This window comes from Rhizobium leguminosarum bv. viciae, from assembly GCF_012276115.1.
GTDB classification, from domain to species: Bacteria; Pseudomonadota; Alphaproteobacteria; order Rhizobiales; family Rhizobiaceae; genus Rhizobium; species Rhizobium leguminosarum_T.
Genome location: NZ_WIEU01000035.1, coordinates 12,944 through 35,830, shown reverse-complemented (window position 1 = coordinate 35,830; position 22,887 = coordinate 12,944). Strand labels below are relative to the sequence as shown.

23 protein-coding genes and 4 pseudogenes are annotated in these 22,887 nt (G+C 58.6%); 14 read left to right on the top strand and 13 right to left on the bottom strand.

The features are described from left to right. Nucleotides 1-136: 136 nt before the first annotated feature. A pseudogene (locus tag GFM02_RS33310) lies at nt 137-688 on the bottom strand (phosphotransferase enzyme family protein); the annotation flags it as partial. Nucleotides 689-796: 108 nt separating this feature from the next. Next, nucleotides 797-1,429, bottom strand: coding sequence for a TetR/AcrR family transcriptional regulator (locus GFM02_RS33305; RefSeq protein WP_020048927.1), 633 nt, complete (start codon nt 1,427-1,429; stop codon nt 797-799). A 90-nt stretch (nt 1,430-1,519) separates the two neighbouring features. On the opposite strand from GFM02_RS33305, the gene GFM02_RS33300 reads away from it, so the two are divergent. After that, a complete protein-coding gene (locus tag GFM02_RS33300; protein WP_168324061.1) occupies nt 1,520-2,326 on the top strand; it encodes an alpha/beta fold hydrolase in 807 nt (268 codons plus the stop codon). A gap of 276 nt (nt 2,327-2,602) precedes the next feature. Then, nucleotides 2,603-3,031: a GFA family protein gene (locus GFM02_RS33295; protein ID WP_168324060.1), complete on the top strand. Its 429-nt coding sequence runs from the start codon at nt 2,603-2,605 to the stop codon at nt 3,029-3,031. Between the two features lie 455 nt (nt 3,032-3,486). Here the strand turns inward: GFM02_RS33295 and GFM02_RS33290 are convergent, their stop codons facing one another. Continuing rightward, a complete protein-coding gene (locus tag GFM02_RS33290; protein WP_168324059.1) occupies nt 3,487-4,392 on the bottom strand; it encodes a LysR family transcriptional regulator in 906 nt (301 codons plus the stop codon). A gap of 120 nt (nt 4,393-4,512) precedes the next feature. On the opposite strand from GFM02_RS33290, the gene GFM02_RS33285 reads away from it, so the two are divergent. The 3 genes from GFM02_RS33285 (at nt 4,513) to GFM02_RS33275 (ending at nt 8,136) form a co-directional block, all read left to right on the top strand. Continuing rightward, the gene (locus GFM02_RS33285) at nt 4,513-5,478 is read left to right on the top strand and encodes a tripartite tricarboxylate transporter substrate-binding protein (protein WP_168263195.1); all 966 of its coding nucleotides are present in this window, start codon (nt 4,513-4,515) and stop codon (nt 5,476-5,478) included. A gap of 299 nt (nt 5,479-5,777) precedes the next feature. Beyond that, nucleotides 5,778-6,863: a tartrate dehydrogenase gene (locus GFM02_RS33280; RefSeq protein WP_020048933.1), complete on the top strand. Its 1,086-nt coding sequence runs from the start codon at nt 5,778-5,780 to the stop codon at nt 6,861-6,863. 109 nt (nt 6,864-6,972) lie between these two features. Continuing rightward, nucleotides 6,973-8,136, top strand: a complete 1,164-nt coding sequence (locus GFM02_RS33275) for a mandelate racemase/muconate lactonizing enzyme family protein (protein ID WP_168324058.1) — start codon at nt 6,973-6,975, stop codon at nt 8,134-8,136. A gap of 44 nt (nt 8,137-8,180) precedes the next feature. Here the strand turns inward: GFM02_RS33275 and GFM02_RS35655 are convergent. Both GFM02_RS35655 and GFM02_RS33270 read right to left on the bottom strand, forming a co-directional pair. Beyond that, nucleotides 8,181-8,327, bottom strand: a pseudogene (locus GFM02_RS35655) (integrase); the annotation flags it as partial. Nucleotides 8,328-8,478: 151 nt separating this feature from the next. Next, nucleotides 8,479-9,357, bottom strand: coding sequence for an SDR family oxidoreductase (locus GFM02_RS33270; protein WP_168324057.1), 879 nt, complete (start codon nt 9,355-9,357; stop codon nt 8,479-8,481). A 126-nt stretch (nt 9,358-9,483) separates the two neighbouring features. On the opposite strand from GFM02_RS33270, the gene GFM02_RS33265 reads away from it, so the two are divergent. Beyond that, the gene (locus GFM02_RS33265) at nt 9,484-10,128 is read left to right on the top strand and encodes a TetR/AcrR family transcriptional regulator (protein WP_132610363.1); all 645 of its coding nucleotides are present in this window, start codon (nt 9,484-9,486) and stop codon (nt 10,126-10,128) included. Nucleotides 10,129-10,225: 97 nt separating this feature from the next. On the opposite strand, the gene GFM02_RS33260 is transcribed toward GFM02_RS33265, so the two are convergent. After that, nucleotides 10,226-10,609, bottom strand: a complete 384-nt coding sequence (locus GFM02_RS33260; protein WP_026265023.1) for a winged helix-turn-helix transcriptional regulator — start codon at nt 10,607-10,609, stop codon at nt 10,226-10,228. A gap of 135 nt (nt 10,610-10,744) precedes the next feature. Between GFM02_RS33260 and GFM02_RS33255 the strand changes: the two genes are divergently transcribed. Further along, nucleotides 10,745-11,479, top strand: a complete 735-nt coding sequence (locus GFM02_RS33255) for an NAD(P)-binding domain-containing protein (RefSeq protein ID WP_168324056.1) — start codon at nt 10,745-10,747, stop codon at nt 11,477-11,479. A 96-nt stretch (nt 11,480-11,575) separates the two neighbouring features. On the opposite strand, the gene GFM02_RS33250 is transcribed toward GFM02_RS33255, so the two are convergent. The 3 genes and pseudogenes from GFM02_RS33250 to GFM02_RS33240 form a co-directional block, all read right to left on the bottom strand. Beyond that, nucleotides 11,576-12,169 carry a flavodoxin family protein gene (locus GFM02_RS33250; protein ID WP_168324055.1) on the bottom strand — a complete coding sequence of 198 codons (594 nt, stop codon included), beginning with the start codon at nt 12,167-12,169 and terminating at the stop codon, nt 11,576-11,578. A gap of 210 nt (nt 12,170-12,379) precedes the next feature. Continuing rightward, nucleotides 12,380-12,505, bottom strand: a pseudogene (locus GFM02_RS33245) (ATP-binding protein); the annotation flags it as partial. Between the two features lie 65 nt (nt 12,506-12,570). Further along, the gene (locus GFM02_RS33240; RefSeq protein WP_168324054.1) at nt 12,571-13,554 is read right to left on the bottom strand and encodes a phosphotransferase enzyme family protein; all 984 of its coding nucleotides are present in this window, start codon (nt 13,552-13,554) and stop codon (nt 12,571-12,573) included. A gap of 151 nt (nt 13,555-13,705) precedes the next feature. Here GFM02_RS33240 and GFM02_RS35360 point away from each other — a divergent pair, with 151 nt between their 5' ends. Further along, nucleotides 13,706-14,143 carry a hypothetical protein gene (locus tag GFM02_RS35360; RefSeq protein WP_432444461.1) on the top strand — a complete coding sequence of 146 codons (438 nt, stop codon included), beginning with the start codon at nt 13,706-13,708 and terminating at the stop codon, nt 14,141-14,143. A gap of 225 nt (nt 14,144-14,368) precedes the next feature. Here the strand turns inward: GFM02_RS35360 and GFM02_RS33230 are convergent, their stop codons facing one another. Next, nucleotides 14,369-15,238, bottom strand: coding sequence for a LysR substrate-binding domain-containing protein (locus GFM02_RS33230; RefSeq protein ID WP_168324053.1), 870 nt, complete (start codon nt 15,236-15,238; stop codon nt 14,369-14,371). A 203-nt stretch (nt 15,239-15,441) separates the two neighbouring features. Here GFM02_RS33230 and GFM02_RS33225 point away from each other — a divergent pair, with 203 nt between their 5' ends. Further along, nucleotides 15,442-17,247, top strand: coding sequence for an amidohydrolase (locus GFM02_RS33225; protein ID WP_168324052.1), 1,806 nt, complete (start codon nt 15,442-15,444; stop codon nt 17,245-17,247). 124 nt (nt 17,248-17,371) lie between these two features. Here the strand turns inward: GFM02_RS33225 and GFM02_RS33220 are convergent, their stop codons facing one another. Further along, entirely contained in the window at nt 17,372-17,716 is a 345-nt protein-coding gene (locus GFM02_RS33220; protein WP_129418290.1) for an ArsR/SmtB family transcription factor, read from the bottom strand. 106 nt (nt 17,717-17,822) lie between these two features. Between GFM02_RS33220 and GFM02_RS33215 the strand changes: the two genes are divergently transcribed. Next, nucleotides 17,823-18,569, top strand: coding sequence for a glucose 1-dehydrogenase (locus GFM02_RS33215; protein WP_246792583.1), 747 nt, complete (start codon nt 17,823-17,825; stop codon nt 18,567-18,569). Nucleotides 18,570-18,906: 337 nt separating this feature from the next. On the opposite strand, the gene GFM02_RS33210 is transcribed toward GFM02_RS33215, so the two are convergent. Continuing rightward, on the bottom strand, nt 18,907-19,095 hold the full coding sequence (locus tag GFM02_RS33210; RefSeq protein WP_017959409.1) for a hypothetical protein: 189 nt from the start codon (nt 19,093-19,095) through the stop codon (nt 18,907-18,909). Between the two features lie 505 nt (nt 19,096-19,600). Between GFM02_RS33210 and GFM02_RS33205 the strand changes: the two genes are divergently transcribed. Next, a complete protein-coding gene (locus GFM02_RS33205; protein ID WP_168324050.1) occupies nt 19,601-20,338 on the top strand; it encodes an SDR family NAD(P)-dependent oxidoreductase in 738 nt (245 codons plus the stop codon). Further along, on the top strand, nt 20,335-21,252 hold the full coding sequence (locus GFM02_RS33200; RefSeq protein ID WP_168324049.1) for an RNA polymerase sigma factor: 918 nt from the start codon (nt 20,335-20,337) through the stop codon (nt 21,250-21,252). The genes GFM02_RS33205 and GFM02_RS33200 overlap by 4 nt, the downstream gene beginning before the upstream one ends. Nucleotides 21,253-21,473: 221 nt before the next feature. On the opposite strand, the gene GFM02_RS33195 is transcribed toward GFM02_RS33200, so the two are convergent. Then, on the bottom strand, nt 21,474-22,037 hold the full coding sequence (locus tag GFM02_RS33195) for a BA14K family protein (RefSeq protein ID WP_168324048.1): 564 nt from the start codon (nt 22,035-22,037) through the stop codon (nt 21,474-21,476). A gap of 183 nt (nt 22,038-22,220) precedes the next feature. On the opposite strand from GFM02_RS33195, the pseudogene GFM02_RS33190 reads away from it, so the two are divergent. Then, nucleotides 22,221-22,343 (top strand): annotated as a pseudogene (locus GFM02_RS33190) (CopG family transcriptional regulator); the annotation flags it as partial. Between the two features lie 116 nt (nt 22,344-22,459). Next, nucleotides 22,460-22,870 carry a hypothetical protein gene (locus tag GFM02_RS33185; protein WP_131666400.1) on the top strand — a complete coding sequence of 137 codons (411 nt, stop codon included), beginning with the start codon at nt 22,460-22,462 and terminating at the stop codon, nt 22,868-22,870. The last annotated feature ends 17 nt before the right edge of the window (nt 22,871-22,887 follow it).

The window sequence follows — 22,887 nt, the reverse complement described above, 5'->3', positions numbered from 1 at the left end:
TGATATCCCTGACAAGTTCCCCTATATCGACCTTCTCGGGCGTTCCTTTACCCTGCCCCAGGAGTGGGCTAAGGTCGAAGCGATCGCTCACCTCCGGGTCTGCTACTCCGATCCTCCGGGCTGAGCAGAACTGAATTCAAAACAGCCGGTCGACACATCGCTCGGTCTCCCACGTCCTGAGGAAATTCGCCTGCCTTGCAATCCAGCCGACAGTCTCGCTTCCCCATTCCTGGGCCCGGCTGGCATATTCGCCCATCAGCCAGATGTGGCGGACGATCACGAAGCGGTGGGCGGCTTCGAAGTCATCAGGCGTGATCGGCCGGACGGCTCGATAGCCATCGACGAAGGCGTCCCACATGGCGGTCGACCTCCGGCCGAAGGATGTTTGCGCCCACAAAAACACCGACAAGTCGTAAGCGAGGTATCCCGGACCGCCGTCGTCAAAGTCGAAAAACACGGCTTCGCCGGCGTCGTTGATCCGCGCATTGAAGCCATGACAGTCGCCATGGCAATAAGTCCATGTCAGATCGGCGAAGGCATCGATCGCCTGTGCGGTCCGCGCCGCGATGTCTTCAAGGTCGCTGCGGACCTCGGCGTCTTCCGGGACAGTTGCCAGTGGCCCTAGCTCCAAGCCCCGGTTGACGCGGCGCGCTTCTGGGTTCCTGCAGAGCGCGTGCGCAGACAACCTCGCTTATCGTTCCCGCACGATCTTCGGAGCGCCGTCCAACTCCGTGAGGTCAAGCTCGAGTTGATCTCGCTCACGTCAGTTGAGCTCGCTCACGTCAGTTGATCTCGCTCACGTCTTGTCCTCGGCAACGCGAAACAGAAGGCGGATATAGCGCTCCAAATGAGCGAGACTTTCGCGCGCCAGCTCCGCATTATTTCCTGCTTTCGCAAGAACAAATCCTCCTTGAATAACCGTCTGCGTGTATCGAGCCAGGCTTTCGGCAGTCCAATCATCCATAATGCCGCGTTCACCGCGGGCCAGTTCAATGTCGGCCTCTAACGTTGACGCATGACCGAATATGCTGGTTCCACACGCATCGCGGATGCGAGGGAAGGTCATGTAGGTTTCTTGAACCATCGTTCCGACTAGGCAGCTAGACTCTGCTACATCGTCGGTAATGATTGCTTTGCGAAAAGCGACATAGGCAAGCACCCGATCCAGCGCGCCGAGAGGATGATGATAGGGAGCAGCGGCGAAAAAGTCCGAGGTGGTCCTCGCCCAAAATTCCGCAGCTGCAACTCCCAGAGCTTCCTTGCTGCCGAAGCTGTGGAAGAATGCCCCCTTAGTTACCGCAGCCGCCTTGCAAAGATCATCAACGCTGGCCGCGGCGAAGCCTTTGGCGCGAATAATGTCTCTTGCAGCTTCCAGGAGCCGGGTTCGAGCATCACCCCGCTCGGGTGCGTGTTTGGTTGGTCTAGACATACGAATATTTATACCGTACGATCGGTATAAGTCAACGATGAAGCATCTATTCGCTGGGGGCGCATAGCTCTTAAAACACGGGGACGCGATATGAGTTTATATGACGACGATCTTAGCCAGTTTGCTGAGCATGGAGCCGGCCTTCCTGCCCCCGATCGCGAGGATCGAGTAGAGCATGACGGAGCCCTGATCTGGTATGCATCATTTGGCAGCGGTCCTCCCATCATCCTCTTGCATGGCGGACTCGGCCACAGCGGCAACTGGGGAAATCAGGTTTCGGCATTGGCGGCGGCGGGCCACCGCGTGGTGACGATCGACAGTCGCGGGCACGGCCGCAGCACCCGCGATGACAGACCATATTCCTATGAATTCATGGCTTCCGACGTCGTGGCTGTGATGGACCACCTGTCCCTCGACAAGGCTACCCTCGTCGGCTGGAGTGACGGCGCCTGCGTCGCTCTGGTGCTTGCCTCCAAGGCACCAGCACGCGTGGCAGGCGTCTTCTTTTTTGCCTGCAACATGGATCCTGGTGGCACAAAGCAGATCGAACCGAGTCCGCTTCTCGATCGCTGCTTCAGCCGCCACAAGAAAGACTACGCCATGCTCTCCGCCACGCCAGGTGACTTCGACCAGTTTGTCGGCGCGGTGGGACTGATGATGCGTACCCAGCCAAACTATACCAAAGAGGACCTTGGCGCCATCAAAGTGCCTGTGGTCATTGCACTCGGCGAGCATGACGAGTTTATCAAGCGAGAGCATGCCAACTACCTGGCTGACGCTATTCCGGGCGCCGAATTGCTCATTTTGCCCGGCGTTAGTCACTTCGCGCCGTTACAGCGTCCGGACGAATTCAACGCGACGGTCCTTGCCTTTGCAGCCAAGGTTTCGGACCGATAACCACTAGAGCAATTCCAGCAAAAGTGCGGAGCGGTTTTGCGTCCGGAATTGCGTGAAAACAAAGAGATAGAGCATTTCCGTGATTCGGAGAAAAACGGAAATGCTCTAGTGGCGGCCGCGCGGAGTTACCGGCGTTGAGTCGTGTTGAATTGCGACGCGGCGAAGGCCGATCACATCCATCACTTGTGCGGGCGCTTCGGCGCTGGGCGGAAACGATCGACGAAGTCTGGGGCAGGGCAGAAGCTCGGCAGCGATGACGACGTGCGGAGAACCTAGATGAGCGAGACCAACCGTAAGCGCCCGTTGCTGGGCACCTGCCTGTGCAAAGCAGTCTGCTATCGGGTCACAGACGCGTTCATCTTTGCAGCAAACTGTCATTGCGCAGCTTGTCGTCGCACAACGGGGTCGGCGTTCAAGGCATTCGCCCGCATCCATGGTAACGAACTGACCATCGTTCGGGGTGAAAGCGAGATCTCCTCATTCGAAAAAGACCAGTTCAGCGATGAGCATTGCAAGACATGCGGCTCGCTGCTGTTTTCTCGCGTTGACGGAGGGTTCGTGCACGTCGCGATGGGGACGCTGGTCGATGCTCCGTCAATTTCACCGACGGACCACATGTTCGTCGGTTCGAAAGCGCCCTGGTTCACCATCACCGACGCATTGCCCCAGCACGAAGGGCACGTAACGCGGAAAGAAGCCGATTAGGCTCGAAATGTGGACCAGCTGCCCGTCAACGGTTTGCTGCATACCTGTAGGGCAAGGTCATCGCTGTGCTGGTCTCTCACATCCCCTGCGGATCGGCATCCCGCATTCGACCCCCATTATGCCACTGTCCCCCATTATGCCACTGTAATGCATCGAGCGTTACGCGAACTGTGGCAAGTTGTCGTGTATCTCGTACCACTCGGCCTTCGAGGCCACGAAATAATGCGCGGTCGGCGGCGCCGGCAAGGGCGTATCGAGCGTCCCCAGCCGCAAGCGCACAAATGCACGGCGTTCAGATCATTGCTGCACCCTCACCACGGGCGTCAGTGTCGCGCGAGCGGCTTAGTCCTCGGGCCGCACCTGACCATAGTTGAGCATGCCCAGCGCGGGGCTGGCGCTCCGTGGGAATATTCGTCTGGTTCCTCTCAGGACCTTACAGCTCAAATCGCCTGAAGTTACTTCCGTGCAGCCATCACCGTCGACCAAAACTGCTCCGCGAGTTCCGTCATCCTCGTCCGGGGACGGATGAGAACGATATGGACAGCAACTGTCCATTCTTCATCCCCCGCAATGGCGAGCTTGCCGTCGCTAGCCAATTCTGCAGCCGCCAGACTCTGTGGAATCCACGCGACGCCCTTTCCCTCCATCGCCAGAGCCTTCAAGACCATCGCGAGGTGGGAGGTGAATACCCGAACTAGCTTCAGGTGTCCCGCCCCAGTTGGGATGGTGGCTGCCAGTATCCGTCCCATGCCAGACTTTTCGTCGAACGCGATATGCGGGACGGGGTCTTCAAGCGTTCCAGGAAGCTTGTAGGTTGGTTCCCCGCTGTCGGAGCGCATCGCGACGGGTATTAGAAGATCGCTAGCCAACTGGACATGCTTGAAATCGGTGTCGTGCAGTCGGATCTCGCTGTCTGGATGGTGATGACAGAGCAGAAACTGAGCGCGTCCTTCCGCCATCATCTTCTCGCACTCGTTCATATTGTCGGACAGGAGCCGTATCGGCACCGTCGTGGTGAAAGAGCCCAGGCTCTGGACCCAGCCTGGAAAGAACGTAAACGATAAAGCGTGGGTCGCGGCGAACGTCAGCGTCGCGCTGGCCGATCGTGTCTGTTCAAGCTCGTGTCTCGCCCTTTCGATGCGTTGTAGTACATCGGCGGCTGCCGAAAGCACGATCTCTCCGGCAGGAGTGATCTTCAGGCGGTGCGTGGAGCGGTCGACCAACGGTGTCCCGCTCCAGTCTTCGAGCGCGCGGATCCTTCTTCCGAAGGCCGGCTGTGTGATGTTTCGGAGCTCAGCAGCTCTTGAAAAGTTAAGGGTCTCGGCGAGTGCACGCAAATCGGCAAGCCAGGCGGTATCCATCTCATCTCCTCGTCGGCATCAAATGAAGCCGGATCGGCATTGGACCGTCAACCGGTAGTCGGCAAAGGTTCGCGAAGGAGTGCCGTTGTTGACGTCAACGGCAAAAAGAGGAGGAAAGAAATGAAGCTCGCTCTCACTATAGCCGCGCTTGCGGTTTCCGTCACCCCTGTCTTCGGAGCCGACTATCCGGACCGAAACATCTTCATGGTAGTGCCATATGCGGCAGGAGGCCCCACCGACACGATCGCACGGCTTACCGCCGCCGCGATGTCAAAGTCGCTCGGCCAGCAGATCGTGGTCGAAAACGTGGCGGGCGCAGGCGGCACCATCGGTGCTCGTCGTGTCGCCGACGCAGACCCGGACGGCTACACCATCCTGGTTCACCATATTGGGATGGCGACGGCGCCTGCTCTCTATCGCCAGCTCCCCTACAAGCCGCTCGAAGCCTTCGAGCCCATTGGTCTTGTCAGCGATGCCCCCATGACGGTCATCTCTCGTGCCGACCTGGGCCCGGAGTCCTTCGAAGACCTTCTTGCCTTTATCAAGCAGAAGGGTACCAACGTCACCTATGCTCATGCCGGACTTGGGGCTGCCTCCCATCTGTGCGGCACGCTCTTCATGTCAACGATCGGCACACAGATGACCACGGTCCCATACAAGGGCAACGGCCCCATCATGACCGATCTAATCGGCAAACAGATCGACATGACCTGCGACCAGGCGACGAACACAGTTGGCCCGATCACCCAGAACCAGGTCAAGGCTTACGCGATCACGAGCGACGAGAGAGCCGAAACGCTTCCGGATGTGAGGACCACCACGGAGGCGGGCTTGCCCACGTTCAAACTTGGCGTCTGGCACGGCGTCTATGCTCCGAAGGGCACTACCAAGGAGATCGTAGACAAGCTCTCGTCAGCTTTGCGATCCGCCATGGAGGACGCGACGCTCAAAGAACGCTTTGCCCAGATCGCGACTATTCCGGCGACCAAGGAACAAGCAACTCCCGACGCCCTCCACGCGAAGCTGGACAGCGAAATCAAGCGGTGGGATCCGATCATCAAGGCCGCCGGCCAGTTCGCCGACTGAGGTCGGACTGTGGGCTCAGGATTTCCTGGGCCGACACCAGGTGTTCCAATGGATATAAAAAACCTCGCGGCGTCGCTCCTGTTGTTGGCGACCGGGTTGAGCTTCGGTCTACTCGGCCTTCCCGTCCGGCCCTCGGGCCGTGGATTGGAGTTTGACGAAATGGACTTCATCAGCAACTTGGCGCTCGGTTTGAGCGTAGCCCTGACTCCGTACAATGTTCTCTTTTGCTTTGTCGGAACCCTCCTCGGAACCCTCGTCGGCGTACTTCGTAGAAGAAGACTGATCGATTGGAGACAGGCATGACCAACCAAAAAACGAACAGGATCTACAGGATCGCCTCCATCGCCGGCGACGGCATCGGCAAGGAGGTCGTACCTGAAGGGCTACGAATCTTGGAGGCCGCGTCGAAGAAGTTCGGATTCGAGTTGCAGATCGACTCCTTCGATTTCGCCTCATGCGACTACTATTTGAAGCACGGGCAGATGATGCCCAAGGACTGGAAGGCTCAGATCGGCGGCCACGATGCCATCTTTTTTGGGGCAGTGGGCTGGCCTGAAGCTGTTCCCGATCATATCTCACTGTGGGGCTCTTTGATCCAGTTCCGTCGCGAGTTCGACCAGTACGTGAGTCTGAGGCCATGCCGGCTGATGCCGGGAGTGGCCTCTCCTTTGGCGGGTCGTGGTCCAGGTGACATCGACTTCTACGTGGTCAGGGAGAACACGGAGGGAGAATATTCTTCGATCGGCGGCAAGATATTCCCCGGCACCTACCGTGAAACCGTCGTCCAGGAGACGGTCATGACCAGGATCGGCGTCGACAGGATCCTTAAGTTCGCGTTCGAGTTGGCCGATAAGCGCCCAAGGAAAAGATTGACCTCAGCGACCAAGTCGAATGGGATTTCGATCACGATGCCCTATTGGGACGAACGCGTCGAAGAGATGGCGAGATCTTACCCTGGCATCACCTGGGACAAGTACCATATCGACATCCTGTGCGCGCATTTTGTGCTCAATCCCGACAGATTCGACGTGGTCGTCGCTTCCAACCTGTTCGGTGACATCCTCTCGGACCTCGGGCCTGCCTGCACTGGAACGATCGGAATAGCACCCTCCGGCAACATTAATCCAGAGAGAGAGTTCCCATCGCTGTTCGAACCAGTACATGGTTCGGCACCTGATATAGCCGGGAAAGGCGTTGCCAACCCCATCGGCCAAATATGGTCCGCAGCCATGATGCTGGAGCATCTAGGTGAGGAGGAAGCGGCTGACGCTATCATGGCGGGTATAGAAGGATCGCTCGTCGATTCACGGCTGCGGACGCGGGATCTCGGCGGAACTGCCAATACCGTGACATCCGGAAAGGCCGTGGCCGACTTCCTCATCTGAGTGCGAAGCGGTGGTTGGCGGGCAGCGCGGCGAGGCCCCCGACGGATCACTGCCACGACCCTCAAAGCTCAATACTGATATCAACGTTTTCTATCTAACGGAGTACATGATGCGTATCATCGACGTCTGCGAAGTTACGAAGCCGATCGCTTCGCCTATCCGCAACGCGTATATCGACTTCTCGAAGATGACAGCCAGCCTCGTCGCGGTCGTGACGGACGTCGTGAAGGACGGCCGGCGCGTTGTCGGCTACGGTTTCAATTCGAACGGGCGTTACGGCCAAGGCGGCCTCATCCGCGAGCGCTTCAAGGATCGGATTCTTGAAGCGTCTCCGGATGGCCTGATGAACGACGCCGGCACCAATCTCGATCCGCACAAGATCTGGGCGACGATGATGCAGAACGAGAAACCTGGCGGTCACGGCGAGCGTTCGGTGGCCGTCGGCACCATCGACATGGCCGTTTGGGACGCTGTCGCCAAGATCGAAGGCAAGCCACTCTTTCGACTCCTCGCCAAAATGAAGGGTCGTGAAGCTAACCCGAAGGTCTTCGTCTATGCGGCAGGCGGCTACTATTATCCTGGGAAGGACAACAGCGCGCTGCGCAAGGAAATGCGCGGATACCTCGACCGCGGGTACAATGTCGTCAAGATGAAGATCGGCGGCGCCTCGATCGACGAAGACCGGGGCCGGATTGAGTCGGTTCTCGAAGAGATTGGCTCCGAGGCGCGCCTCGCCGTTGACGCGAACGGCCGTTTCGACCTGGAGACGGGCATCGCCTACACGAAGATGCTCCGCGACTATCCGCTCTTCTGGTACGAGGAGATCGGCGATCCTCTGGACTATGCGCTGCAGGCTGCCATCTCGGAGTTCTACGACGCGCCGATGGCGACCGGCGAGAACCTTTTTTCGCATCAGGATGCTCGCAACCTGCTCCGTTACGGCGGAATGCGGCCCGATCGCGACTATTTGCAGTTCGACTGCGCCCTTTCCTATGGGCTCGTAGAATACCTCCGTACTCTGGACGTCCTGCGCCAGTTCGGCTGGTCGCCGTCGCGCTGCATCCCGCACGGAGGGCACCAGATGTCGCTCAACATTGCAGCCGGGCTGGGGCTAGGGGGCAACGAGAGCTATCCGGACCTATTCCAGCCGTACGGCGGCTTCCCGGACGGTGTCAAGGTCGAGAACGGCCACATCGTGATGCCGGACCTTCCCGGCATCGGCTTCGAAGGCAAGTCCGACCTCATCAAGGTGATGCGGGAACTAGCGGAATAACAAGACGCTGAGCGGGGGACTGCCTCGCCCGCTCTTTCTCAGGACATATTAACAAGGTCGCAGCTTCGGAGCTTACTGTCGATCGCGAGATCAAACAGCGCGCGATCTCTCATGCGCCCCTCCCGGTCGAGGAAGAAGCGGATCACCCAAATCTGACGCTGACTTTTCGGCCGGCGTTCCAGGCCATTTATCCCGCCGTCAGGCGGCTTAGCGCCTTGCGGCGGTAGCAGTGGCTCAGACACCATGCGCGGCAGCGAAGCTACTGCGCCCTTTATCTCACATGCAGGTCCGAGTGGCCCCCTCCAGGGGCGGCAGGTGGCACCACCCGCCAACCGCAGAGTGTCAGATCATGCTCGACATACCGAGCGACGTGAGCAGGTCGTTCTGGATTGGGCTGACGGCTTCGTTCAACCGCTGGACACCGAGATCCATGCCCTCAGGCATGACGACCGTGCGCAATGGACGCCGTTGCGTGGCCTCGACCAACTGCGCAATGGCATCGGCCACACGTTGGGGCCGTGGCGGATTGGCCTCGTCGTGTCCGTCGTTGGCGTGGGCCTTGATCTGACCCGGTATCGCCGCAACCTCGCCGTAGGATGCAAGCACGGTCTGATCGGAGGGCTCCGGGCTCGATGAGATAAGGTTGCTCGGGAATGGCCCAGGCTCAACGATGACGGAGTCGATTCCGAAGCCCTTCAGTTCGTACCGATAGGCTTCGGCAAGCGCCTCGAGCGCGAACTTGCTCGCAGAATAGACGCCGAAGAACGGAAAAACCACGCGCCCCATCAGGGATGTCACATGAACGAGAAGTCCGCTGCCGGCGGCACGCATGTGCGGTAGTACGGCGCGGTCGGCCCGTAGGGCGCCAAAGAAATTGACCGCAAATTGCCGTTCGACGTCCGCGACCGTATAGGCTTCCGTGACCCCGACGGCCATCGTTCCCGCGTTGTTGATCAGGGCATCGATTTTTCCGTGCTGCCTGATGACCTGCTCGATCGCGGAATTGACCGATGCCTCGTCGGCGACATCCATTTCAAGGACGTGCAATACATGCCCTTCAGCCTTCGCCGCGTCGATGAGCTCGCCCCGGACCTTGGCATTTCTTCCTTCGACGTCTCGCATAGTCGCAACCACCGTATGACCCCGCCTGGCGAGCTCCAATACTGTTAGTTTCCCAAAACCACTGCTCGCGCCGGTCACAACAACGACTTTTCTGCTCATCTTAAGTCCTTTCTCTGAAATCCAAGGGGCGTCCCATCCTAATAGACAGACCTGTATGTATTTGCAATCTTTAAATTGACAGAATAGTCTGTATACCAATGTACGAAGAATCTGAGGTGGCGAAGGATGGAAACGCGCGGCATGCTTGAGTTCGTGGATGTGGAGGGGCAGCCGCTCAACGCCCTTGCCCCGCGAGAACGTATATTAAAGACGGCGTCGGACCTGTTTTACCGGTTCAGCATCCACTCAGTTGGGATAGACCGCATCATCGCCGAAAGCGGCGTGGCCAAGATGACGTTCTACAAGCACTTTCCATCAAAGGCAGACCTGATCGCTACCTATTTGCGTTACAAAACGGACACCTGGTTTCAGATGCTCGCAACCTCGACTGAAAGAGCCGGGCTGTCGCCGCTGGAGCGTGTCCTCGCCATCTTTGACGCGCTAGAGGAACCGTTCCGTGCGCCTTCCTTCCGCGGCTGTCCCTTCGTGAAAGGACTGGCCGAGTTCGGGCCGGAGGCTAACTCCCCAGACGTGCAGGCAACCATCGCCGCGTATTTTAAGGGCTTACATGGATTTGTTGCGTCACTCATCGAGCCTTTGCCATTAAGCAAACCCGAAAGAGCCGTGATCCAGATTCTGTCGCTCTTCCAGGGCGCGATGGTGATCGCACAATCGACGCGCGATCCTGCCATAGTGGAGGCAAACCGCGATGCAGCCAGGGTGCTGCTTGAGGATGCGTTGATCACGTCGCCTGAACCTGAATTTCGTTAAGCGGCGGGGTAGACGATCTCGGCCAGCGCGGCTCGACGCAGCGGCTCCTTTTGATCTGGCGATGCACAGCGGGCAGTCACCGAAATATTCTGGTCGCTTACGCCGGATCTTGCGACGCTGCGGCACGCGCATCACGTCGCATGAACGCCCAGTCGATGAGTTCCGCCATCGATGGACCGAGTGCGATCCCCATATCACTCAGTGCATATTCGACCTTTGGCGGCACCTGTGGATAGACGGTTCTTGTCACGATACCATCCTTCTCCAACTCCTTGAGTTGCTGGATCAGCATCTTCTGGTTCACGCCCTCGACGCGCTTTTCGAGTTCCGAGAATCTTAGCGGACCCTTTGCGGCGAAGAGCTGGCAGATGATGACGATCTTCCACTTCCCTTCAAGGACCCGCAGAGCATCCTGGGTTGCCGCCGCCCATATCATTCGCTGCTTCGGGTCGTCGCAGCGCCAGTCTCGTTCAACTGCCATACATACCTCTGGGTAGGTTACCCACCTTTTAGTCGGTTCTTGCCGTACCCGGTAGCTAATCCTATTCTTCGGAGCACAACAAGTCACGCTTCCGTTGGCGTGCGTTGAATCCAATATTCGCAGCAAGGAAATGATATGAAGATCGGAATTGTCGGCGCGGGGAACATCGGCGCGACACTTGCACGCAAGCTCGCGGCCGCAGATCACGAGGTGAAGTTAGCCAACTCAAAGGGTCCGGAATCCATCCGCGATCTCGCCGCGGAAGTCGGTGCGACGGCAACGACCAAGGAAGATGCCGTGACGGGGGTGGACATTGTGATCCTTTCCATCCCGTTTTCGGCTCATCGCGATCTTGCCAATTTATTCGCAAATGTTCCCGAGGACGTCGTTGTCGTAGACACGTCCAATTACTATCCGTTCCGTGACGGAGCGATCACCGATGTTGATGGTGGCAAACCGGAAGCGGTCTGGGTCAGCGAGCAGATCAACCGACCGATCATTAAAGCCTGGAATGCGGTGCTTTCTGCGACTCTCGCGGAAAAAGGCGTAGACAAGTCGCAACCCGGCCGCATCGCCCTTCCGGTAGCGGGTGATGACCTCGAAAAGAAGTCGGTTGTTATGCAACTGGTAGAGGCGACGGGCTTCGACGCTCTCGATGCCGGGGGTCTCGCGACCTCATGGCGACAACAGCCAGGCACGCCTGCCTATTGCACGGAACTGACTGCTGACGAGCTGCAAGCGGCGCTCGAAAAAGCTGATCAGAACCGCTCGGCGGGCAACCGCGACGCCCTGATCAAGGTCTTCATGGAAAAAGGCGGCAGCCTTACTCACGATGAAATCGTAGCCAAAAACCGCGCCGGGACCGCTTGAGCGATAGGAGCATCGTGAAAGATTAGTATCCTCGGACTAATTTTAGGCCGTGATGGCGACTCGAGTTTTTCCAGTGACACCCGTTTACTTGCCTGCCTACCGTACACTTCCGACCCACTGCCGGATATCGTCAGCCAACTGCTCGAGAACGCCCATCGTCCCGGCGGGGAGCGGGTCCGGAAACCGTTGCTCGGGATAGGCGAGCGTTCCCCCCAGATGGACCGGCTGGACGCAGGGCATCTCGTGCTGTTCGAAAAACTTGATCATGTTGTCCGCGCATAGGCGCACACTCGGATCGTCCGCGGGATCGGTGGCGCCGTTAACGATGACCGCTCCGAGTTTTCCTTTGAGCTGTAGTCCGTCGCGCCACAGGGGATCCGATCTGTCGAGCAAGACGACGCCCAGGGCCGGCGGCATTCCGAAGCAGGTGGGAGTAGCCATCAGAATCACGTCCGACTCTTTCATGAGCGACAGAACACGATCGATCCCGTCGCCGTGGTATCCGAACGTTTGATAACACTGCTCGCACCCGAGACAGTCGATACGCTCATCGGCCAGACGCACCTGTTCCACGACCTTCACCCGCCGATCTCTCTCGAGCGAGCGAAGAACCTCGCCGAGCATCCGCGCTGAGTTACTGGACGCGCGTGGGCTGCAGTCTATTCCAATGATGGTCGTCGCTTTGTCCATGTGAGGATCCCTAGTAAGGCGTGACAGCTCGATACCGAATGGCACGGGGCGAAGTTTTGAGTATCCCCACCGATGGCTTCAAAGTCGACGATACTCGCTTTTTACCTTTGAATTTTCCGGATCACAATATTGACCCCTAAGGTCGGTGAGCTGATCCGATCCGTCGAGGCTGCTCGGGTTGCGCACCTGGGCGGTTCAGCGGGTTGGGGTTCAGGCGCGGTTCTTTACGCGCCAGTTCTCGTTGCCGGTCTCGACGATATCGCAGTGGTGAGCGAGCCGGTCGAGGAGCGCGGTGGTCATCTTGGTGTCACCGAAGACCAAGGGCCATTCCCCGAAGGTCGAAGCGATCACCGACTGCGCCGGCGCACCGCCGATCCTCCGGTTGCCGAGCAGAGCTGAATTCAGAGCAGCCGATCGACACATCGCTCGGTCTCCCACGTCTTGAGGAAATTCGCCTGCCTGGCAATCCAGCCGACCGCCTCGCTTCCCCATTCCTGGGCCCGGCTGGCATACTCACCCATCAGCCAGATGTGGCGGACGATCACAAAGCGATGGGCGGCTTCGAAGTCATCAGGCGTGATCGGCCGGACGGCCCGATAGCCATCGACGAAGGCGTCCCACATGGCGGTCGACCTCCGGCCGAAGGATGTTTGCGCCCACAAAAACACCGAGAGGTCGTAAGCGAGGTATCCCGGACCGCCGTCGTCAAAGTCGAAAAACACGGCTTCGCCGGCGTCGTTGATCCGCGCATTGGAGCCGTGACAGTCGCCATGGCAATAAGTCCATGTCAGATCGCCGAAGGCTTCGATCGCCTGTGCGGTCCGCGCCGCGATGTCTTCAAGGTCGCTGCGGACCTCGGCGTCGTCCACGACGCCGCTATCGCATATGCGGGCAAGCGGCCGGTGCAGCAAATGTTCGAGGTCGAGCCGATAGAGCGCTCCGTCCGGCTGGAATGTCTCGGCGGCGTTGTGCATCAGAGCAAGGGTCTTGCCGTTGGCCCGCGCATCGCCGGCATCCGCCGCATCCGGCTTGCGGCCCTCGATCGCCCGGAAGAGCACCGCCTGGCGCACGCCCTCCGGCGCATCTCCTTCAACGAACAAGCTACCCTCGCGGGTCGGGATGGCTGCTGCGACCGGAACGCCCGATTGCGAAACATGCGCCAGGAACGCCGTTTCGGTCTTGACGTCGGCTGGACCGCGGGCGCGGCGATGGGAAAGCCGGAACACATAACGCTCGCCGTTGCTTGCAACGGCAAGATACACGTCATTCAAGCCGCGTTGCAGCATCCGGCAGGAAACCGGCCCAGCAAGCGGATAATGCTGATCGATGAACTGTTCGATAGCCGCAATCTGCGGGGTCGAATAGAGCGGATCAAAGTCGAGCATTGGCGCTGTACCCTCGAGCTTTGCTGGCAGGCTGCTTCCGCGGTGAAAAGGCCATGAAGGCAGTGGCGGCCGCAGGCACCTACGATTGCAATAGGCTGCTGTTTGGATAAGGTGAATGACGCTATTAATAAACCAAGAGATGAAAAACAAAATGCAGGCTTCGCGATTTTTGAAAGAAAACTCTCTTTCGATTTCTGTCCTTTCCATCATTTTCGGCCTGTCTGGATGCGTCACCACTCAAAACGGTGTGGCTATTTCTGCGGATCACAGTCGGGCTCTGAGTGGAGAGCGGACAAAGATGGGCCAGTCCTACAATTTGAATGAAGACTGCACGGCTGCAACAATAGCCAATATAAAATTGGTGGAAGCCCCGGCGCATGGCTCGGTTGAATTCGTTAAAGAGAATATTTATTCCAATTACAAAGATGGCATCCGCAATAAATGCAATTCGAGGAAATCTCTCGGCGTGTCGGAATACTATACTTCCAACAGCGGCTATTCTGGAGGTGACATGTACAAGGTGAGGGTGTCCTACGGGGAGGGGACCATCAAGGACGTCACCGTCAACATCAATGTGATCAAGAACTAAAGTCGCTGGCAGAGCTGGGCTTATGCGGCTTTCTCAACGATATCGTCGCGAAGCGGGGTTGGGTCTCCTTCCGCAGCTGCCGCCCGCTGTTGGTGCTTCCGCGCATTGGGTAGGCTGCTGAGATCGCGGATGCCGCATTTTTCAACATTCGCGGCGTAGTGCTGACCAGGCCAGCCTTTCTCCGGGGCGCGGAGACCATAAAGGCGGGCGTGGCGCACGCTGTGATTAACGAGTTCCAAATCGTTCGATAAGCATCTCGGTGAGGGTTCGCACTTTTCGAGAGGGATATTGGCCGGGCGGCCTCACGACGAAGATTCCGGCTGGCGGAATTGGATGACGCGTCATGATTGGCACCAGTGCACCCGAACAAATATGGTCCGCGACAAGCGGTTCTGGCAGATAGGCGACCCCGAGCCCATCCAGAGCGGCCACTACCAGGGACAACGCGTTATCGGCTATGAATCGTCCCTGGGGACGCACCGTGACAATCTCGTCGCCATCCACGAATTGCCACTTCTCGGCGTCCCGCATGACGACCTGGTGATTCACGATCTCGTCCGGTGTTTCGGGGGCACCGTGAGCCTCGATGTAGGCAGGACTCGCAACCAGCTTGCCAAAGATCGGTCCGATACGTCTTGCGACGAGGTTCGAGTCCGGCAGATGCCCCAGCCGGATTGCGCAATCAAAACCCTCTCCCACGAGATCTACGAAGCGATCGGTATAGGAAGAAAGGATTTGCAGTTGCGGGTGTCGGCTAGCCATCTGGGAGAGGACGGGAGCAAAATAGGTCGGACCAAATGACAGGGGCGCGGCCACGCGCATGCGGCCTCGAAGCTCACCGGCGGGCAGGATCGTTTCGCGCACCACATCCAGGTCAGCAGAAACCCGTGCTGCGTAATCTCTAAATGTAAAACCTGCTTCCGTGAGCGCTATACCACGGGTCGTCCTTGCAAATAGCTGTGCGCCGAGTTCCGCCTCAAGCTTGGTGATCCGCCGGCTGACCATCGACTTGGAGATGCCCAGTCGCAGCGCTGCAGACGATACTCCGCCCGCATCGGCAACTTCGACAAATATTCTGAGATCCTCAAGTTCCACAAAGCGTTCCTTATTTTGCAACACGGCTTCACACGGCCGAGGACTACCAAGGCAAAGAAGAGAATGACAACTTCGCTGCGGCTGACTCTCCCGCGGGCATCCTCGCTAACGGCTTCGGCTCACTTTTTCATCCATCGCACGCATCCGTAAGGCGCCGGCTTGCGCATGACCGCAATTCATAAAATCACTCGAACGAGGGTAAAATGATCAGAAAAATATTCATCGCGTTTGTGACAAGTTTTTCTTTCTCTGCGGTTCAGGCGCAAACGACGCAGGAACAGCCCGGTGCTGATCGGATCATTTTCAACGCAAAGATCTTCACCGGCAACCGTGCTCAGCCCGAAGCCTCGGCTTTGGCGATCAAGGAAGGCCGCATTTATTCCGTCGGCTCTGATGTGGATATTCTCGCTCTGAAAAATTCGGAGACCAGGGTGATCGATGCGCGCAGCCGTCGGCTCATCCCCGGCATCATCGATGCTCATACGCACGTCCTCAACGACATGGCTTACAACTACAATGTAAGATGGGATGGCGTGCCGACGTTGCGTCGCGCGTTGACCATGCTCAGCGAGCAGGCCGCACGCACGCCCGAGGGCCAATGGGTCAAGGTAATCGGAGGCTGGTCCCCCTATCAGTTCGAGGAGAACCGCTTTCCCACGCTGGACGAACTGCACGAGGCCGTGCCCGATCGCCCCATGATCGTGCAATATGCCTACAACCGCGCCTTCTTGAACAAGCAGGCGATGGAGGCACTCGGCGTCGGCACCGATCGGTTCCCAAAGTTGCCGGACACCGAATTCGAAAAGGACAGCCGCGGCAATCCGACCGGTGTGGTCCACGGCTATACCTGGTTGTTTCTCGCCCTCGAGAGCATGGTGCCGCAACCCACGTTCGACGAAGAAGTGAGTTCGTTGATCTATAGCATTCACGGTCTGAACCGGTTCGGCGTGACCTCGATCATCGATAACGGCGGCAGGTGGCCATACCCGGAGGCCCAGGCGAGGGTAGACGTGCTTGCACGAGACAACCGCCTCAATGTGCGCATGCCCTTTGTGGACTTGCAACTCGGCGACGGCGGGCCGGTAAACATGGTGGATCTGGAACTCGACGCGATCACGAAAACGGCGCCAGTAAGCCCAGGACAAAACCTGCACCCCACTCTGGCACATGGCCATGTATATCGAGGGGCTGGGGAGGTTCTGAGCGCGGAAGTGCACGATCATGAGAACTTCGACCGTCCGGCGGTTGTCATCGAGCCTGAGAAGATGCGACGCTTCGTCGAGCAGGATGTGATGAAGCTGGTCCAGCGGCGTATCCCGTTTCGCATGCATGTCAGCTACAACGAGAACATCTCCCCCTTTCTCGACGCTCTGGAGAAGGTGGACGAAACGGTCCCGCTCGATGGCCTGAAATGGAGTCTCGAGCACGCTGAGACCATCAATCCGGAGAACATCGATCGGGTGAAAAAGCTGGGTGGCGGAATTGCCCTGGACGCCAAAATGGCGCTACACGGCGATGGTTTCATCAAAACCCATGGTCGCGAGAAGGCTCTGGAGACCCCGCGTCTGCGCAAGCTCGTGGATAGCGGCATGCCGCTGGCCATGACCACCGACGCCTTCCGGGCAGCCACGTTCAACCCTTGGGTCGGTATAAGTTGGATGGTATCTGGCAAGTCTGTGTCCGGATCCGAAATTCTTGGCGAGGACAATCGCCTATCCCGCGCCGAGGCGCTGAAACTGTTTACCAATGGTGCAGCGTGGTTCATGAATACAGAATCCGAAATGGGCGTCATCGCTCCCGGATACCTGGCGGACTTTGTTGTGCTCGACAGGGATTACTTCACCGTGTCGGAAGATCAGATCAAATCCATCTCTTCCGTGCTCACGATCATGGACGGAGAGGTCGTGTTTGGTGCGCAGGACTATAGCGCTCTATCGCCAAAACTGCCCGCGATCCTTCCGGCTTGGTCACCGGTAAAATCCTTCGGCAGCTATCATGGGGAAAAATGAACCCAGCGGAAAGGTTCTCCCGCTTTCCCCCACAGTTCCATTGCAGAACCTCGTTTGACTCCGGTTTCGCCGCATGGCCGTACCGCCGGCAGCGGCTATTGGGGCTGTGCTGCTTTAGCGGCGATCAGTCCGTCTTCGGCTGCCCGGGAAGCTGGCCGTAAGCCGTCAGGATGGCTCTGATCAGGCCCGGGAAGCGTTCGTCCAGCTCGGTGCAGCGCGTTTGATTGCGCATCTCCACACCCTGGCGCTCGCTCCGGATCAGCCCGGATTCGCGCAGCACCTTGAAATGGTTGGACAGCGACGACTTTGGAATGACGCGGTCGCCGAGATCGGCAAGCGCAGAGCACGTCCCGCCACCGCTGGCGCCGGCAAGCTTCGCATAAATGGCAACGCGCTCCGGATCGGACAGCGCATAGAGGATCGCCTCGGGCTTGATGTCCTCCAGGGCTGGGTGAAAAAGCGGTCTCATGAATTTTATATAGCTACCCTTGACATCGAGATCAACAGTTCCGAATTTCTGAACTATGGAACAAATCCGCCACTCCGGCGGCTGTCCAGATCTGAAGGAACGAGAAATGGCTAAACTTACAGGAAAAGTCGCTGTCGTAACCGGGGCCTCCAAGGGTATCGGTGCCGCGATTGCCAAGGCACTCGCGGCTGAAGGTGCGCAAGTGGTGGTCAACTACGCATCGAGCAAGGCGGGAGCCGACGCCGTGGTCGAGGCGATCAGCGCGGCCGGCGGCAAAGCCATCGCGGTGCAGGGCGACGTTTCCAAAGCCGCTGAGGCGCAGGGATTGGTCGATGCGGCGGTCAAGGAGTTCGGCAAGCTCGACGTGCTGGTCAACAATTCAGGCGTCTATGAATTCGCGCCGATTGAGGAGGTGACCGAGACGCAATATCGCCGCATCTTCGACGTGAATGTTCTGGGTGTTCTCCTGACCACGCAGGCAGCGGTCAAGCATCTCGGCGAGGGCGGCAGCATCATCAACATCTCCTCGGTGGTCACCAGCCTGGCGCTGCCGGCCACTGCCGTCTACACCGGCACGAAGGGAGCCGTCGAGGGCATCAACAGCGTGCTTGCCAAGGAACTCGGCCCGCGCAAGATCCGGGTCAATGCTATCCTGCCGGGGATGGTCGAAACCGAGGGCGCGCACTCGGCCGGTGTCATCGGCTCGGATTTCGAACAGACCATGGTCGCCCAGACGCCGCTCGGCCGCATCGGCCAGCCGGACGATATCGCCAGCGTCGCCGTCTTCCTCGCTTCCGACGATGCCCGCTGGCTGACCGGCGAACGATTGGCGGCCAGCGGCGGTTTCCGCTAAAGCACGATGATTACCGAATCCTGTTCTCATGAAAGAGTGAGAACATCATGTCGTCGGAAAAGCGCTTCGCAGTTTTACTGGAATTGCTCCAGGGCGGAGACCTGAACCCCGCAGATGCAAACGGCGACGTCCACCTCTTCGATAATGTCGAGGGGTGATCGATGAACAGCATCCTGGCACGCATGATCGGATAGCCGGCGTTGCCGACTCTTCAGCCGGGACATCCTCCGCTGTCCCGGTTTGAACATTGCGGATGGGCGTGTGCCTCCGCCGGCCTCAAGTCGCCTTGAACTTCAGGACCGCTGCCCTTTCCGACGCCTTATGCCTTTCGCAAGTCTCAGATCGCGGTCTGCATGAGATATGGAGATTTTTCGACGGGAACCCGCGCGACGATCTTCATCACCAGAGTGGGAGCGACGTCAGGAACAGAGCTCACTCGGCCGTCTTTGTAGAGCACCCGCAAGACGCAGGTCTCGCTATCATATTCAAGTTCGGCGATCGTCTTTGAATGGACCAGAAATTGCATCTTCAGCTGCCTCCTGCACTGCAGCATGACCAAATGAAAACGACCGACCGCGGCCCATCCTAAAGGGACAATGCTTGATCGGCGCGAAAACTCTTTGCCACTTCGGCGGCCGGCGCTGTCCGAAACGCGATCCAGAAGACAATGCGTCCCGCCAAATCGTGCCGGCGAAGTCGTGAAGATATCTTACAAAATCCGCCATCGAAATCGCGTGAAATCAGCGTGACACACGCCCCGCGACTATATGTGACGCGGGACCACCAGAATAAGATGTGCGTAGCGCCTGCCGCAACGAAGACACCCGGAGCATGAACCGAGCGAACTCTCCGAAGACGACTGAAATGGGCAGCTTTCTGCGCAACAAGACCTTCCTGCTGATGTCAGCGCTAAAGGTTTGGCGACACAACTAACTCAATGACGAGCGCGAAAATAATGACTCTTTTCAGCTCATTCGAACGTCCTTGTAGCGACTGCCTTTGCGCGGTTTGGATCGAATGAGGAAAAGAACATGGATGGAAAACGGATCGTTGTCGTCGGTGGTAGCCGCGGGTTGGGCTTCGGAATGGCCGAGGCGTTTGTGGCGCGCGCAGCCAAAGTGACCGTCGTGGCGCGCGACGCGACGACGTTGCAAGCGCTGGGAGAGCAACTAGCCGTCACGACTGTGGCTGCTGACGCGACCAGTGCCGACGCCGCAAAGAGGATCATGTCGGAGACAAGACCCGATGTCGTCATCATGAACGCCGGCGCGGAACCGCCCATGGAACGGATCGACCGTGTTGGCTGGGAGGCGTTCACGACCAACTGGAACGTCGATGTGAAGGCCGCTCTGCATTGGGTCCAGGCCGCTTTGACGTTGCCGATGGCGTCGGGCGGGCTGGTCGTTCTCGTTTCCAGCGGAGCCGCGGTGCAAGGCTCGCCGTTATCGGGAGGCTATGCAGGAGCAAAACGGGCGCAGTGGTTCATTGCAAAATATGCTGAGGGCTTGTCGACCCAGCTCGGCCTCGGCCTGCGTTTCCGGGTCATCGTTCCCCGGCAGATGTTTGCAGGAACCGGCGTGGGCAACGCCGGAATCTCCGGCTATGCTGCGGCGGCGGGCCGGACATTCGCCGAACAGGCCGCGACCTGGCCGGACATGACACCGCGTGGCTTTGGCGATACGGTGGCCGAGCTGATCGGCAACACGGCGCTGGAAGAGGCCATGATCTACGCCGTGCGTGGAGATACAGGCGTGACGGTCATCGAATGATGGATGAAGCTGCCCTCGAAGCAGAAGCGAAGAACACACTCTACGCGGCGCTGGCCAAGGAGGCGGATGCAGTGCGCCCGGAACTGCATCGCTATGCCGCCCGATTGGTCGGCTCGGTGATCGACGGCGAGGACGTGATACAGGACGCGTTGGTCAGTGCGTTCGCGACGGTCGGTTCGATCTCGTCCGAGACGCCGCTGCGACCCTGGCTGTTTCGCATCGTTCACAATCGCGCCATCGATGCACTGCGCCAGCGAAGTACCCGCCGTTCGGAGCCGCTGGAGACGGCCTTTGATCTGGCTGATGTCACTGCTGTCGATCCGGAGGATGCACTGATAAGGCAGGACACGGTGCGGATCGCCTTGGCTCACTATGCCAAATTGCCGGTGCCGCAGCGTAGCGCAGTGATCCTCAAGGATGTGCTGGGAGAGCCGATCGCAGACATCGCCGCGCTATTGGATCTGAGTATCGATGCTGTCAAAGCCCATCTCTCGCGTGGTCGGGCGGGATTGCGATCCATTTCCGAGAGAGAGTCCGAAGTTCCGCTGCCCCCAAGTGCCGAGGTTCTGAATTTCGCAGCGCTCTTCAACGCGAGGGATTGGACGGCCCTGCGCAGCCTGCTTGCCGAGGATGTTCGGCTTCGTCAAGCACGACGGCCGCAGGTCTCCGGTGCGGCGAACGTTGGCCGGTTCTTTTCCTATTATGCGGACTATCCGCGGGTTTGGATCGAACCGGCATGTCTGGAGGGCAGGGAAATATTGCTGGTCTCGGCTGCGCCGTCCGCTGCTCCTGCTTACTTCATGCTGCTTGAATGGAGGGACCAAAAGATAACACTGATCCGCGACCATCGATATGCGACCTACGTCATGGAGGACGCGGCTGTGACGCGGTCCGCATCGCAACGCGAATACTAGGCCTCGCGCTCTCACGGCTTGTGTCGGCGCAGGGATCGTCGCGTCAAATCTATGCGATGGCCGTTTTCGGTCTGAGGCAACAACCGCCTCTATGACCGACAAGGGGCGCATTCCTGATGTGGCAACGGTGTGGCCTGACCGGAACCGTGGGTATCGCCTTCAGTCCCGAAAATCGCGCCACGCTTCAACGGCGAGCGCCCAGGCATGCGCGCCCGCAATCATCAGTAGGGCGAGATGCACGCCCGTCGCGGACCGTAATAGGGCTGGAACGTGTTGTCGTAAGCCCTGTAGGACCGGTAGCGCGCATAGCACCAGCGCGTATGTCCGTTGCCGCCACTATAGACCTGGCGGTAATAGCGCGGCGCGTAGTAGCGCGGGCGGTAAGGCGCGTAGTAGCGCGGACGGTAAATAGTCGACCCGTAGTAGCGCGGCGGACCGTAATAGGGCGATCCGTAGTAGCCCCGGTCGTAGTAGCCTCCACCGTAGTAGCCCCCACCGTAGTAGCTGGGGCCATAATACCGCGGCTGCGCCAGCATTCCGCCGATGATCGCGCCGGTGGCGAGCCCGCCGAGTGCCCAGGCCCAATCGTCGCCACCATGGCGGTATCCACGCCCGCGATAGCCTCGATAGCCGCCTCGGTACCCACCGCGATAATTTCTGTACTGGACCGGCTGCGCCTCCGAGGCTTCGATCTTCGGCATGGCAATGGTGGGAAACGCCACGGCCTGCGGGACGCTCGTCAGCGCCGTCACCAGCGACAGGATAACGATTGCTAACCTTTTCATCGGCTCATCTTTCCTTCGTAAGCGCTGCGCGACGCATGCGGCGCGCAAGGACGTTTCCGCCCTCTCGATGCACTGGTTAATTTTACCCTAAAATCGACTTTGATTCGAGGAGTTTCGCAGGAAGGCTTTTCTTCGACGGCGGGGTCGCGGCGAAAGCACGCGCCCACCCTTCGTCATATCCGTATTAGCCGCGAATTGGGCATGACGCGCAATGACACGATCAGGCTTATCGTCCGGGAGTGGACGGAGAAGAACACCTATCTGCCGGTGCATAGTGTTGATGAAGACAGCGACGTGGATGGAAACCGCTTGAACCACCGTACCGCCCTCTGTAAGCGAAACAAGGCTCAATTCACAGCCTGTACTCTGCTTGACTTCCCGATAAATTCAGTGTTCGTTCAAGCAAAAGTTGAGGATTTTCAGTGAGAAGTATTGTTTCTTTTTTGATTGCAGCGGCAATGATTGCGCTTTGTGGCTGCACCACAACCTCCGACAGCTTCCGGCAGAACTCCGTATCCAAAACGGTGCTCAGCGGTGAGAAGACGAAGTTGGGCCAGACCTGGCGTGTCAACAAAGACTGCAGCTTTGTCGGTTATCTGCCTACTCACGTCGTCGAACAACCCAAGCACGGGCGTTTCCAGCTCGTCCGCGAGGCGGTCTTTCCCTACGAAAAGGGAGAGCTTGCGAAATGCCGAACGGTCAAGGTGCAAGGCGAGGTTGGCTACTATATTTCGGAACCAGGCTACATCGGCAGCGACAAGATCGTTGTCAGATCTCCCTCCGGAAATGGGAGGGTCGACGAGACCATCATGAATGTGAATGTCGTCAAGTAGCAGGCGCCGTCTGGGGA

What these genes read in the sequence shown, in the direction of transcription:
- GFM02_RS33305 (WP_020048927.1), bottom strand. Translation starts at nt 1,429, where the DNA reads ATGTCTAGACCAACCAAACACGCACCCGAGCGGGGTGATGCTCGAACC.
- GFM02_RS33300 (WP_168324061.1), top strand. Translation starts at nt 1,520, where the DNA reads ATGAGTTTATATGACGACGATCTTAGCCAGTTTGCTGAGCATGGAGCC.
- GFM02_RS33295 (WP_168324060.1), top strand. Translation starts at nt 2,603, where the DNA reads ATGAGCGAGACCAACCGTAAGCGCCCGTTGCTGGGCACCTGCCTGTGC.
- GFM02_RS33290 (WP_168324059.1), bottom strand. Translation starts at nt 4,392, where the DNA reads ATGGATACCGCCTGGCTTGCCGATTTGCGTGCACTCGCCGAGACCCTT.
- GFM02_RS33285 (WP_168263195.1), top strand. Translation starts at nt 4,513, where the DNA reads ATGAAGCTCGCTCTCACTATAGCCGCGCTTGCGGTTTCCGTCACCCCT.
- GFM02_RS33280 (WP_020048933.1), top strand. Translation starts at nt 5,778, where the DNA reads ATGACCAACCAAAAAACGAACAGGATCTACAGGATCGCCTCCATCGCC.
- GFM02_RS33275 (WP_168324058.1), top strand. Translation starts at nt 6,973, where the DNA reads ATGCGTATCATCGACGTCTGCGAAGTTACGAAGCCGATCGCTTCGCCT.
- GFM02_RS33270 (WP_168324057.1), bottom strand. Translation starts at nt 9,357, where the DNA reads ATGAGCAGAAAAGTCGTTGTTGTGACCGGCGCGAGCAGTGGTTTTGGG.
- GFM02_RS33265 (WP_132610363.1), top strand. Translation starts at nt 9,484, where the DNA reads ATGGAAACGCGCGGCATGCTTGAGTTCGTGGATGTGGAGGGGCAGCCG.
- GFM02_RS33260 (WP_026265023.1), bottom strand. Translation starts at nt 10,609, where the DNA reads ATGGCAGTTGAACGAGACTGGCGCTGCGACGACCCGAAGCAGCGAATG.
- GFM02_RS33255 (WP_168324056.1), top strand. Translation starts at nt 10,745, where the DNA reads ATGAAGATCGGAATTGTCGGCGCGGGGAACATCGGCGCGACACTTGCA.
- GFM02_RS33250 (WP_168324055.1), bottom strand. Translation starts at nt 12,169, where the DNA reads ATGGACAAAGCGACGACCATCATTGGAATAGACTGCAGCCCACGCGCG.
- GFM02_RS33240 (WP_168324054.1), bottom strand. Translation starts at nt 13,554, where the DNA reads ATGCTCGACTTTGATCCGCTCTATTCGACCCCGCAGATTGCGGCTATC.
- GFM02_RS35360 (WP_432444461.1), top strand. Translation starts at nt 13,706, where the DNA reads ATGCAGGCTTCGCGATTTTTGAAAGAAAACTCTCTTTCGATTTCTGTC.
- GFM02_RS33225 (WP_168324052.1), top strand. Translation starts at nt 15,442, where the DNA reads ATGATCAGAAAAATATTCATCGCGTTTGTGACAAGTTTTTCTTTCTCT.
- GFM02_RS33220 (WP_129418290.1), bottom strand. Translation starts at nt 17,716, where the DNA reads ATGAGACCGCTTTTTCACCCAGCCCTGGAGGACATCAAGCCCGAGGCG.
- GFM02_RS33215 (WP_246792583.1), top strand. Translation starts at nt 17,823, where the DNA reads ATGGCTAAACTTACAGGAAAAGTCGCTGTCGTAACCGGGGCCTCCAAG.
- GFM02_RS33210 (WP_017959409.1), bottom strand. Translation starts at nt 19,095, where the DNA reads ATGCAATTTCTGGTCCATTCAAAGACGATCGCCGAACTTGAATATGAT.
- GFM02_RS33205 (WP_168324050.1), top strand. Translation starts at nt 19,601, where the DNA reads ATGGATGGAAAACGGATCGTTGTCGTCGGTGGTAGCCGCGGGTTGGGC.
- GFM02_RS33200 (WP_168324049.1), top strand. Translation starts at nt 20,335, where the DNA reads ATGATGGATGAAGCTGCCCTCGAAGCAGAAGCGAAGAACACACTCTAC.
- GFM02_RS33195 (WP_168324048.1), bottom strand. Translation starts at nt 22,037, where the DNA reads ATGAAAAGGTTAGCAATCGTTATCCTGTCGCTGGTGACGGCGCTGACG.